We start from the raw sequence: 12,744 nt of genomic DNA, 5'->3' as shown, positions 1-12,744 counted from the left end.
AGTCCTTATGCGCTTTTGGTTTTCATGCTATTGCTCCCTCCGCTTAGGTATCCTTCTGCAAGATACATTCCTGCTCCAGCTTCACATTGTTCTCTAGCATATATTGTACCATTTCGCAAAATCCTTCCATTTTTCCTAGTGGACCATTTAACATTTTATTCAAACGCACCCTGTCATTTTCTTTCAGTGGTTTACCATATTTTTGATATTTCTGTAAAATCGCCAGATTCATTCTATACATGTTAAAAGGTATTCTCGTTTTTTCGCATAAATCACGATATATTTCAAATCCTCCCGCGTCTATATCACCAAAATGATAATATTTTGCCTCAGGCAGTGCCTCATACACTGATTTCAAAAGTTCGCGTCGAACCGCATTGTGATAACCTCCCAAATAAATAATCAGACTTTCCGGTTCCTTCCAGCGAAAGAACGTGGTAAGATTTTCTATTGTAATCACCTGATGAACTGCTGCCATATCCAGAAACCTGACTGCCGACAAATCCTCACCGGAAATTCCAATTCCCTGTTTCAGTGAGCCAATGTTGTACTCTTCCTGGCAAACCATCAATCTGATATCTCCTTTGAAATAAACATAGTTTGGAGTATGATATATCCCATATTCCGCCAATACTTCCGATGTTTCTTTTTCTTCAAATCCGTCACTAAAATTCCGAAGAGCCTTGACAACTTTTCCAATAATTTGTTCAAAAACCTTCGTATCATGAAATACTTCTATAGAAAATTCCCGAATATAATACTGTCTTTTATTCGCCTCTACTGCAAAAATTCCTTTAAACAACATTTCTGTTTCCTTACCCTTTGCAAGGTCGATATATTCTTTTACAGACTGATTTTTTTCAATTCGTTCTATCAAATATTCACTCAGTTCCAAGCATACCGGAGTATCATACTTTTTCTGATATTCTCTAAGTAGCTTAAGATTTTTCACAATCAAGTCTGATTTAGAAGCTCTCTTTGTATATGCATAAATCTGCTCTAAATTTTCTATTTTCAAGATAACCTTTGATATGATATGATTTTCTTTGCCCTTTTTCCAAATAATTTCCAGAAACCCCTTTTTTTCAAGTTCTTTCATGGAAATATGTATCTTTTCATATTCATAGGAACTTTCATCAAAATACTCTGGCATCTTCTTTTTTGTAAATGGAAAATCTATGCTGATTTTCACCTTATTTTCTCCTGTAAATAAAAGGCTGTTCTCATAAGAATCCAAAAGAGCATTGAGTACTCTCTTTTCATATTGCACCATTATAATACCTCTCTGCAAAGCTTGTCTTTTCATCTGTCATAACAAGCAATGTTTCTTCTACAAAAGGGCTAATATACTGTATTTTATCCGGCGGTGCAGCAATAATAATCTGAAGCGGAAGACGTCGTAAAAATTCAAGTACTCCACCAATTCTCTCATCATCCATATTATTAAATGCTTCGTCAAACATCACCAATCCCACTGCATCTCCGCCTATATTGTTCTTATATAACTGCACAAAGGACGCAGCCACTGTTACATAGAATGGTGTCTGTGTTTCTCCTCCACTCTTTTCTTCGCAAACCTTAGAATAAAAAGAATAATTTCCATCACTGTGAATAATTTTAATATCATAATCCATATATGTTCTATAATCTGTGAACTCATCCAATACCTTTACATTATTCTCATTATCCAATGCAAGTTTTTCAAACAGTTCCTCAATGACTTCTTTATGGTTTTCATGAAAAATACCGCTGAAAATAGATTCTCCCTGCATTGCATTAAAATCATCCATAATCATTTCATAATACTGACGATACCGCTTACTTGGCATAAAGATAAACTCATACTTTTCATTACTGAAAACAATGTCATTCAATGCCTTATTTAGTTCTTTAAACTCGCCCTGGGCAACTTTCATATTTTCTTGGAGTTTTGACAAAAACTGTTCTCTAAACTCTTCTTCTGCTGCTTTTCTCGCCGACTCAACCTTTTCTTCATAGGTCAACAACTCCGAATTTTTTAATTTATCATATTCTGCTGCAAAGTCGGGATACCCCTCCATGGTAGGTGCTGCACCAAAATCATGGGCTGTCTTATATTCCACCATGACTTTTTCCATATCCCTCTGGCTCTTTTCTACAATTGTAAGATTCGCCTTTTTTCTCCGTGCAAAATTATCTCGGAACTGTTCTAATGCTTTATCTGTGGTCTGCTTATCATAATCACGATTCCATGAAATAATCTCATTGCCCGCTTTTGCTCCTAATTCAATATAAAAAGCTTTTTGCTCTGCTCCCTTTTCCTGTTTTTTAGAAATCTCTTCTTTCGTTTTTCGAATCCGTTCCTTTATGGAGCCAATTTTTTGATTGATTTTTACAAATTCTTCTTCTAACTCTCTAAGTAACTCTTCCAATGTAGTCAGTTGAATCTGCTTTTGTATCATATTAGAGTTCTTCTCCAAAGTTGCAATATTTATTTTGCACTTCTCTATCTCATTCTTAACAGACCGTATTTCAGCCAATACATCCACTCTATACTTAATATCCGTATCTGCATTGACAGACAACGGTTCCATAACATAATCCAACTGTCTTTTTTGTTCCTGCAGCTTGTTCAGTCGTTCCATCAAAGTATCTTTCTTCCTCAATGCCTGTTCCAACTGAACCTTGATTGCATTTTTTCCAATAAAAGGTGTTTCGTAAATAGCCGGCTTTATGGCACTTGCTACATGATTCTGATATTTCATGCATTCCTTTGTTACTGAGGTTGTATATTTCTTCAGTTCATTGTAATGCTCACACATATGGACTTTTCCTAACACCATATTAATAAACCTTTTCGCATGCTTATTGGGCGAAATCACAACTGTGGCCAATGAACCTTCCGGAGCGGTATCATATTCTTCCAGCTTCTGCGCATTAATCACCCCGACACCATATGCCTTTTTTTCTTTTCTAAGACGGTCGTATGTACCTAGTGCAATATCAAAATTTTCCGGTTCCACCAAAATATAAAACCTCTGTGTATTCAGATAACCTTCCACCGCATTTCTCCATGTGTCATCTGTGATATCAAGCCACTCACACAGAACCTTCGGTTCCGGTGTTCTTCCTATTCGGACAAATTCCTCCTTAATTGCATCCATAACACGTTCCACATCCACGGGATAGGAAAACTTCTTTTTCTCCAACCTTTCAATGGTTTTCTCCAGCTCATTTCTTTCTGCATCTGCCTGATTAATGCTGATGCTTACTTCTGCCTTTTTCATCTGAACTTTTTCGTACATTTTTGTTTTATAAGCAATTACATCTTGCAATGTCTGCTTAAATTCTGCCATTTCTTCTATGTTTTCTCCACAATCCAGATACTCTTTATACTTTTGCACACATGCATCAACATCTGTCACCTTAAGCAGTTCACTTGCCTGCTTTGCAGCATCCCGCATACTTTTCTGTAAATGTCTTTTCTCATCTTCCAGTTCAGCTTTTCTTTCTTCCAGACGTTCCATTTTTTTCTTCAATTCGTCTCTGGCAATAAAGTCCTTATCCTGTGCTAACTCTGCTCTTAAATTGTCTCGTATTTCCTGCTTCTCTTTTTTCTCCTTTGCCAAAGCTATAATCTTTGTATCACTTTCCTTTAACCGATAGGTATCTGCACTTACCTCATGCTGCAACTTAGAAATATCTTCCTCTATGATGTCAGCTTCTGCTCTTGCAAGAAAATATTCATACATGCTGTCTTTTTCCATACCATCCTGTACCTGTTCATGGTAGCGCTCAATCTTGTCCAATCTTCCAATTCTTATTTTTACGTTTTCCAATGTGCGTTGTAAGTCTTGATATGATCTCACATTTTCTCTCAGTATATCAATATTTACCTCTTTCTCGTCCAGCACATAAGAATATACAAAGTCTTTGATATCATCAATTGGTCGGAAAGCCATTGCTTTTGGTATCAGACGGAAAAATTTATCCTCAATCCTGCCGAATCGATTTTTTATCATCACCTTAGCATCCTTATCTGTTGTGCACCAGGTTTTAATGTGCTTTGCATTAGCAGTACGGAACTGGGCTATAGATTTCGGTGTCTTATCCGAAAAAAACATGTCTTCTTCAATCTGTACTCCATCCATTAAGTATCGTGCCCATTTTTCCTGTCCTTCAGAGGCTGAATCAATGACTGCACCTACAATAAAATAACGTTGCTTCTTTTCTTCATAAAATTCCAATGCAACATGAGCACTAATTTCACCAATACGCTCATACGGCCTATTCTCCCTTCCGGTCTTGCAACGTATATATCCAGTCAGCTTTCTCTTTCCATTTTCATGAGCTGCTTTATTAAAGTAATTTGCAGAACAGGTAACAACAAACTGGATAGCATCTAACAGTGTAGATTTACCGGCACCATTTTCTCCCGAAATCAATGTGGAATCGCCTATGTCAATCGTATTATTGGTAAATCTATGCCAATTAATCAGCTTCACTCTCGTCAACTTCTTCATCTGTTTTTGTTCCCTTCCTATAGTTTTCAAGTTTATCGTATGCCTGCCGAATGTCTTCTACCCTGACTGCCATTAATATAGAATCAAAAATGATAATTCTTGAATCCTCTTTACTCAAATCCTTATCCAATGTCTCAATAATCTGAAATCTACGAAAAGCACTAAGCGCGTTCCGCAATGTTGTTTTATCAATCATTTTTTCCCGAATTTTAAGGCTTAAAAATTTGTCGTGAATATCTCCTATATTTATAATCACTTCATCACTAACAGATAATTCCCGCTTTTTCTCATCAAACAGTATTCTTAATATCAGCAGTAAAATGGATTCAAATAATTTCAGATTATAACGGTTATAATTTTGCGGATTTGTAAGCTGTACAATACCATACTCTTCATTGATTTCTAGACGATACCCCAACACAGACAGATAAGCAGAAAATTTTTCTTTATATTTCAATACAAAATAGTAATCTGCACGTGTCACTGAATTGCCTTTACATAAAAAGCAGTTACTCAGAAGCCTGTTACATATTCTTGTAAATTCATCTTTATCACGTTGAAGCATTCCTTCCAAAAATTCCATCTTTTTTCCTCTCTTATTTCAGTGTTATCTTAAAATCCTTAAAACGATACCCATTTATCTCTATTTCATCCTGTATATCTATTGTATATTGCATATTTTTTCTTTGCCCATATAAACGTACATAAATAACCTTTACAAAATCCTCCGTAGTCTCCATGGGAAGTTTTGACGCATATATCTGCCTGTTTTCTCCCATATGTTTTTTTATATAATTATTGATTTTTTCAGGATTCAATACACGCTGCATCTTCTCCATCATCCTTTGAAGCTTTTCTTGACGAAGTTCTAAATCCACTACTCCATCATCAATCTGTGATGGTTGAAATTCCTTTCTTCCCTCTATTGGGGAATAGAATGATTTTTCATCCAGTACTGATGTACTGTAAATTCTCACCAGTTCGTCCAAAAAATCTATTCTATAAATTCCATTCATTTCCATACTTTCTTCATTCATTCTTTCATTTATACCAATCAGAAGTTCTTTCAACTGCCCCCTTACATCTTCACTTCCTGTAAGAAGAAACTTTGCACGATTAATTGCAGCTCTCTGGTATTGTGTATTCTTCTGATTAATTTCCATTAAAATATCATCCATATTCTGAAATGCATCTATAATTTGGCGAATATAATGATACACTCTCTCTTCTGCCTCTTCTACAGATATTTCCTGTATCCCTGCAATATCCGCACATGCTCTTTCCACATATGCTTTGCTTCTGCTTTTACTTTCCAGACGTTCAATAATTTCCGGACGGAATTTTGACACATTATCTGAAGTCAACAGTCTATGATAGGCTTTATCAACAATATTTGTAATATAATCGTTAAAAAGAGCATTCATGATTTCTGCCACTGTTTTATGCTTTGTAAGCTCATCAATATAATGTTTTATGCTGGAATTCAGATTCTTCAAACCTGTAACAAGTAAATCTGTATTTTCCAGTATCTGCAAAAGTACAATGCCGGGATTGTCTGTACTGCTGCGTAACAGACTATATATGGTATAAATATACCCCTGATACTCAATCTGCTTCCCTGTCTCAATCTCTGTCAATGTTTTTATTACCTTAACAGCATATTCCTTAAAATTTACCTTTTGGATATAACTTTTATCTGTTTCTATTTCAATCCATCCGTAAAACTCCAGTCGTCGCAGCATCCAGTTTGCCTTACTTCTACTGTCATCTGATTCTATATCCTCTTCTACAATAGACGCCGCATTGTTCTGTTCAAAATAATATTGCAGTTCCTCTACCAGAGCTTCTCTTTCTATACCAAAAGAAAGCTGATTATCCATAACACTAAACAGCTTACATATACATTCCCAATATACAAGTTTATTTGGAGATGCTAATGGTACAAAAAAATTTTCAGCAATTACATTGAACATTTTGAACCTCTCAAAATCTTATTTTTTAGCAGTATTATCATCTATAATCTAAATCATCCATATCGGAACAATGTAATTCTCACTATTAATAGCCGACAATTCCGGACGCATACAAAGGACTGCTCCCTTTCCTCTTGGTATTGCTCCTTTATCCAATATTTCAAATGCTCCTATTAATTCACTTCCCGGATTTGCTGATTTTTTTATCTCTAACGGATGCAATTGACCATCGCTTTCAATAACCATATCAATTTCATTACTCTCTTTGTCACGATAATACCAGAGTAAACACTCTTTTGCACAATTCTGATATGTTTTCAGCAATTCTGATACTGTATAGTTTTCTAGTATCGCCCCATTAAGTGCTCCATTTTCTAAAATAGAAGGGCTCGTATATTTAGTTAAATACGCTACAAGCCCTGTATCAAAAAAATACAGTTTCGGTGTTTTTATTGTTCGCTTTAATAAATTATTAGAATATGGTCTCAGATAGAAAATAATATCCGATTTTTCCAAAACTCCCAGCCATCTCTTTGCAGTGTCATCCGAAACACCAACATCAGAAGCAATATCATGTACATTCAGTAATTGTCCTACCCGACATGCTGCAGCTCTTATAAAATCCTGAAACTGAAATTTATCTGTAAGCTTCACTAATTCTGATACATCTCTATCAATGTATGTCTGAAGGTAACTACTATAAAAAATATCTCTTTCAGAATATTTACCACTTACAAGTCCTGGCATAGAACCTCGCCAGATTCTTTCATACATCCCTGAAACATCTGTCTGCATTCCTTTTGCTTTTCTATTCTTTAAAGATTCCAAATCAACCGAAAATACATCCGCACTTCCGCTTCCATAAATCTCATGCTGCGATAATGATGGCATATGAAGCACTGCCACTCTTCCCGCTAATGATTCTTGTGCTAAATCCATCATTTTAAATGCCTGTGAACCTGTTAGCCAAAAAGAGCCTGGAGTTGCTCCTTTATCAATTTCAATCTTGATATACGAAAAGAGTTCTGGTGCATATTGAACTTCATCAATAAAAATTGGCATTTTATGCATCTGCATAAATAGTGCCGGTTCTGTTTTGGCAAGTCTTCGTTCTTCTAAATCATCTAATGTTACATACTCTCGTTCTTCATCCATTAAGTTTTTTAGCATTGTTGTCTTACCTACTTGTCTTGGTCCGGTAATAAGAATACAGGCATATTCCTTTGATAAAGCTTCTATCTTCTCTTCCAAATCTCTTTTTATATATTTCATTGCATATTACCTCACGGCTAAAATTTGATATAATCTTATTTTAGCCATGACCGAATTATTTGTCAAGCTAAAATAAGATGCGGTCTTATTCTGACCAGGATTACTATTTTCTATACAACTTGTATATGTCAACCGAAAATTCGGTCAACCGCTCATTGAAAACTAGGTCACTTTTGACCAAGTTTGGCACCTGCAGCATTACTGCCACAGATGCAGTTACTATTTAACGACTGTTTCGAAATCGGTTCCATTGCTCCGCAAAGTTTCACGGAATCTGTAGGAATCGCCTTCCATATCAATCAGATAAGCCTTGTATGTGAGCCTATCAACGATTGCGCTTACTTCCATGTACCGAAGGTACCTACGAACCTATTTTCACTTGCTTCTTTCTTTTTTATATGTACGATGTAATGATTCATCAATTCTTTCTTTGTTCCCATACAACACACTTTGTATTTTTTATCAGAACCACAAGGACACTTGTGGTTCTGAAATCCTCTTACGAATAATACTTTTGATTTTTACTCTTAGGTTTATCAGGCATAGTCATTTTTAACTTTCCATTCTCGACCAAATCATTTAAATATTTTCTTCTAAAGCTTGTTCTGCTTTCAAATCCAAATTTTTCCATAATTTCCGGTACAGATTTTGCTTCTTTACAAAAATCTAAAATCATCATGTTCTTGACCATCATCCCTCAGCAACTCCAAATACCTATCACAAGCTTTACACAACACCATAATACCGGACTCATTTATGAAAGACGTTCTAAGCATTGTTGTAGGCGAAAATGAAAGTAGTAAGTATTGGTTGTCTGTACTGAATAGCCTAAAGAATCGAGGAGTCCAAGACATTCTCATTCTCTGCTCTGATGGATTAACTGGAATTAAAGATGCAATCTCTACAGCATTTCCTAAGACAGAGCAACAGCGTTGCATAGTGCATATGGTAAGAAATACCCTTAAATATGTCGCAAACAAGGATATGAAGGCTTTTGCTAAAGATCTAAAAACAATCTACACCGCTGCAAACGAAGAATCCGCTAGAAAGCAGTTAGAATCTGTAACGAAGAAATGGTCTGACCAGTATCCAAGTGCAATGAATCGCTGGCATGAAAATTGGGATGCAATCTCCCCAATTTTCAAGTTTTCCAAGGATGTTCGTACCGCATTTTACACTACTAATGCCATTGAATCTCTGAATTCTTGTTATCGTAGATTGAACAAACAGCGCAGCGTATTTCCAAGCTCTCAAGCATTGATGAAGGCACTATACTTGGGAACTTTTGAAATTGCAAAGAAGTGGACAATGCCAATCCGAAACTGGGGTAAAGTTCGAGGGGAATTAGAGATTATGTACCCTGACAGAATGCTGATATAGCAATAAAAGCTGGAATATCAAGAGTAAATATACGCCCAGATTTCACTGGGCGCTCTTGACATACCAGCTTGTTTTTGCTATTAAATAGACAACGGCTTAACCGCAGTAAACTGCTGTCAAGCCGCATCAATTATCATAGAAGATCTAAATTTACAGAAAAAATTTCACACCGTCATATATACAAACATCTTTTTTTGATGTATTATGCATTTAAGAATACGACAATCATAGGTCAATTCCCTCTCGTTTGAATTTGTAAACGGAGAATCCACCTCTGGTATTTACGATATTTTTGTAAACGTGTTGGCGGCTCTTGTTTACAATTTATTTTTTGAGGAAAATATGAAAGAACATGGAGGCTAATATATGCTATCACATATTTCTAACTATACCTTCCCAATTATTACTGCTGTAACCATATTCCCACTTGTTGTTTGCATCATAACAATACCATTTCTCGTGTGGAATTATCGAAAATATAACGGATTATCCATTATGCGTGCTACAGTTATTTTTTCATTTGTATTTTATATGATGTGTGCATTCTTTCTAACACTTCTACCTCTGCCTACAATTCAAGAGGTTTTGAATAGAAAACCTGTACCTTTTAATCATCACCTATTTAACAACATTCAATCCGCTATGAATCATGCCGGTTTTGTTGCATCTGACACTAGTACATGGTTTCTTATAACAAATTGGAAAAATTTACTTACATCAGCAATGTTATTCCAGATTATTGCAAACATTATTATGCAGGTACCTCTGGGATTTTACCTTAGATATTATTTTAGAGTTTCCTGGAAAAAAGCTATTGGATTGGGGTTTCTGGTAAGTCTTTTCTATGAAATGACACAGCTTTCCGGAGTATGGGGTATTTATCCTTACGCCTTTCGCTGCCCTGACATTGATGATCTGATGAACAATACCTTAGGATGTATGATAGGATTCTGGGTTGCACCTCTACTCATGAAATATTTACCATCAATTGAAGACATGGATGAAATTGCTGCTCAAAGAGGGGAAAAGCTTGGCATTGTACGTACATTCACTGCATTCTCGGTTGACTGGATTGTATGTGTTTTCATCAATTTAGGAGTAAACTATATTGCATACCGTTATTTTGAAAGATTCATTTTTTCGGATTATTTCCAAGTACAATTACCCAAACTTATTCTTCTTGTTTTGTACTTTATTGTTCTTCCCAAGCATTGGAAAAAGCAAACTATCGGAAATGCACTTGTAAAAGTGAAAATTGTAAGTGATAAGGAAGGTCAGGAAAAAGTGACTTTCAAAGACTTATTATTTAGAAATGTTGTTTTATACTTATATGAACCTACTATCGTTCTTATTTCAATCATTCTGATAGGAAGCACTGCTAATTCGTATATGGCAACCAGTGCATCTCACTTAGATAGAGCAATCCTTACATTAGCTTGTATTATTTACTTTCCAATTGTATTTATCATCTTGATGAACAGCATTGTAAAGAGAAAAGGCTTGCCACATAACACTTGGACAAAAACACATTTGGAATTGGAAAAATAACGGATTATCTTTTTGAAGCTTACAACTATGTTGTAAGCTTCAAATGTAAAACGAAATCAGCAATACCATTTTCATCATTTGAGCCTATAACGATATCCGCTTTAGTTTTCACTTCATCAATCGCATTCCCCATTGCAACACCTGTTCCGCATAATTGCATTTTCTTTCGTCACATTCTTTTTCGTAAACTTATACCAATAACCATAGCTAAAGTAATCTTGTAGACCTTGTAACCTATGTGTTTGATTTAGTGCATCCAGTACCTGTAGTTGCTGTGTGTCAGTCTGTTCAGGATATTTTGAGGTGCTTTGGGGTACTGATGCCTTAAAACATTTTCTTGACAAAGTGAAAATGAGAGGTAACATACACCTACTTGGATGAGAGGGGGAGCGTAAATATGCAAGTGTCTATTGATAAAGTTAAAGGTGCAGCAGCAATTATTCAGAACATGGTCAGCACAGATGAAGAAGTAGTTTACAATGACTTAGCTTTTTTTAACTGCCAAGCTACTGTATGAAGCGATTGATGAGTTGGAAGAATATCTAAATAGGCTTAAAGGCTAAAATACTAGGGGTAGTCATCCGTTTGTTTTTCTGATATGATGTATAAGAGTTAAACAAATTAATACGTGAACAATCGGCGTCAGGACAGAGGAAAAAGCAGACTACACTTTTAGCGGTATCTGCCCATTCCTCTGGACTGCACACCGGTTTTCACCAATTGAACCAGGTCGCGTCAGATTAGCCGATGTGCTATGGATTTTCAATTGTTCCCTTTCCCTTGATTCTACCAAAAACTTCTGATTTTGAAAATCAGTATATTTATTTCTCAGTGGTTTTTTCGGGTTCACTGCATGACAAATAGACCCTCTTGTTCAGAAGGGTTTTGCAAACTTATTTAGTTAAATTCGTTTATCCTGTAAGTGCATAGTTCCCATGAAGTCTGGTTGATAGAAGCTTTCCACCACAGACTCCACATTTACAGATATCCTTGTGATATAAAATCATAAGTTTTTGTCATTGTATTCAATTCTACAAAAGATGCATCTTCTCTAGTCTCCACAATTTCTGCATACTCGTTTACTGGTTCTTCTAACAGTTCCATTCTGCTTGCGTCCAGACATTCTGCTATAATATCCTCAGAAACAGCTTCAGCTATATCTTCCCTCTTACAGTTCTCTTCCATATCCGTTTCCGCAACGGGATCCGCAGTCGTTTCCGCTTTCTGCACCCGATACGGATTCTCCGGCACTTCCACCTTATACATCTCTGCAATATCATCCAGTTCATCAACCGGTATGCGAAGTTCCAATTCTGCGTCCTTGAGACTTCCATCCCGTTCAAGACATCTGACTACCGCTTTTAACTTATCCCGGATATCCTTCTTTTGAAGTTTTATCTGTTCCAACTTTTCCCGATAGTCATCCTCAGATGCTTCAAGCGAAAGGTTCCCATTCCGGATTTTCTTTGCAAGGAACTTCAGGAATATATGGACTCAAGATATATGCTTGACCCGCAAGAAAGGTTGTTTCCGATTACAAAATCTTATCTATCCCACGAGATGGACAGAGGTTGTAGGATTACTGGTGTGAAGCGTATCAGAATCCACGATATCCGCCACTCCCACGCCAGTTTACTTATCAATCAGGGCTGTGATGCACTGGTACTTGCTGACAGACTTGGACACGAAAAGGTATCCACAACCCTGAATACCTACTCCCATCTGTTTCCACATAAACAGCAGGAGCTTGTCAGTAATCTGGAACAGCTTGGTGCAGGAGCAGAAAATACTCCATCGCCAGAGCCACCTGCAAGGAATGTGCTACTGGAGACAATGGGTATTTCATATGATATGGATGATGTATCACCAGATAGTGCAGATACCACAATTCCATCACTTCCATATGGACCAATGCCAAAAGAAAAGACATCCGGAAACATTATCCCGATGCCTCAAAGAAAAGTCATGTAACCAATGTGCAGATTCGTCTGCACAATACATAATTCTATAATTTGCTATCAAAAACAATGTGAAATAGAGTAATTGAGAGTAGTTGCGATTAGTAGCAA

10 protein-coding genes and 2 pseudogenes are annotated in these 12,744 nt (G+C 36.3%); 3 read left to right on the top strand and 9 right to left on the bottom strand.

What is annotated here, in order from left to right:
- Nucleotides 1-43: 43 nt before the first annotated feature.
- The 7 genes and pseudogenes from BIV20_RS02645 to BIV20_RS02620 all read right to left on the bottom strand — a co-directional run bounded on the left by BIV20_RS02645 (nt 44) and on the right by BIV20_RS02620 (nt 8,441).
- Nucleotides 44-1,273 (bottom strand): Wadjet anti-phage system protein JetD domain-containing protein, encoded by a 1,230-nt coding sequence (locus BIV20_RS02645; protein ID WP_075717798.1) that lies wholly within the window; start codon nt 1,271-1,273, stop codon nt 44-46.
- Nucleotides 1,260-4,502 (bottom strand): ATP-binding protein, encoded by a 3,243-nt coding sequence (locus tag BIV20_RS02640; protein WP_075717796.1) that lies wholly within the window; start codon nt 4,500-4,502, stop codon nt 1,260-1,262. The genes BIV20_RS02645 and BIV20_RS02640 overlap by 14 nt, the downstream gene beginning before the upstream one ends.
- Nucleotides 4,471-5,085: a DUF4194 domain-containing protein gene (locus tag BIV20_RS02635; protein WP_075717794.1), complete on the bottom strand. Its 615-nt coding sequence runs from the start codon at nt 5,083-5,085 to the stop codon at nt 4,471-4,473. Before BIV20_RS02635 ends, BIV20_RS02640 begins: the two co-directional genes overlap by 32 nt.
- A gap of 13 nt (nt 5,086-5,098) precedes the next feature.
- Complete coding sequence (locus BIV20_RS02630) at nt 5,099-6,475, bottom strand: Wadjet anti-phage system protein JetA family protein (RefSeq protein WP_075717792.1); 1,377 nt, start codon at nt 6,473-6,475, stop codon at nt 5,099-5,101.
- A 48-nt stretch (nt 6,476-6,523) separates the two neighbouring features.
- Entirely contained in the window at nt 6,524-7,747 is a 1,224-nt protein-coding gene (locus BIV20_RS02625; RefSeq protein WP_075717790.1) for an ATP-binding protein, read from the bottom strand.
- A gap of 338 nt (nt 7,748-8,085) precedes the next feature.
- Nucleotides 8,086-8,229 (bottom strand): annotated as a pseudogene (locus tag BIV20_RS16735) (SEC-C metal-binding domain-containing protein); the annotation flags it as partial.
- Nucleotides 8,230-8,246: 17 nt separating this feature from the next.
- Complete coding sequence (locus BIV20_RS02620; protein ID WP_075717788.1) at nt 8,247-8,441, bottom strand: Fic family protein; 195 nt, start codon at nt 8,439-8,441, stop codon at nt 8,247-8,249.
- Between the two features lie 65 nt (nt 8,442-8,506).
- Between BIV20_RS02620 and BIV20_RS02615 the strand changes: the two are divergent.
- A pseudogene (locus BIV20_RS02615) lies at nt 8,507-9,127 on the top strand (IS256 family transposase); the annotation flags it as partial.
- Between the two features lie 366 nt (nt 9,128-9,493).
- The gene (locus BIV20_RS02610) at nt 9,494-10,675 is read left to right on the top strand and encodes a VanZ family protein (RefSeq protein WP_075717786.1); all 1,182 of its coding nucleotides are present in this window, start codon (nt 9,494-9,496) and stop codon (nt 10,673-10,675) included.
- Between the two features lie 25 nt (nt 10,676-10,700).
- Here the strand turns inward: BIV20_RS02610 and BIV20_RS16670 are convergent, their stop codons facing one another.
- Together BIV20_RS16670 and BIV20_RS02605 are read right to left on the bottom strand one after the other, a co-directional pair.
- On the bottom strand, nt 10,701-10,835 hold the full coding sequence (locus BIV20_RS16670; protein WP_143524485.1) for an HAD hydrolase family protein: 135 nt from the start codon (nt 10,833-10,835) through the stop codon (nt 10,701-10,703).
- Between the two features lie 818 nt (nt 10,836-11,653).
- Nucleotides 11,654-12,082 carry a hypothetical protein gene (locus BIV20_RS02605; RefSeq protein WP_075717784.1) on the bottom strand — a complete coding sequence of 143 codons (429 nt, stop codon included), beginning with the start codon at nt 12,080-12,082 and terminating at the stop codon, nt 11,654-11,656.
- Between BIV20_RS02605 and BIV20_RS02600 the strand changes: the two genes are divergently transcribed.
- A complete protein-coding gene (locus BIV20_RS02600; protein ID WP_075717782.1) occupies nt 12,062-12,646 on the top strand; it encodes a tyrosine-type recombinase/integrase in 585 nt (194 codons plus the stop codon). The genes BIV20_RS02605 and BIV20_RS02600 overlap by 21 nt on opposite strands.
- The last annotated feature ends 98 nt before the right edge of the window (nt 12,647-12,744 follow it).

This window comes from Roseburia sp. 499 (assembly GCF_001940225.2).
Lineage (GTDB): Bacteria > Bacillota > Clostridia > Lachnospirales > Lachnospiraceae > Petralouisia.
Note: the sequence above shows the minus strand (reverse complement) of the source record. Positions and strands in the feature narration are given on the sequence as shown.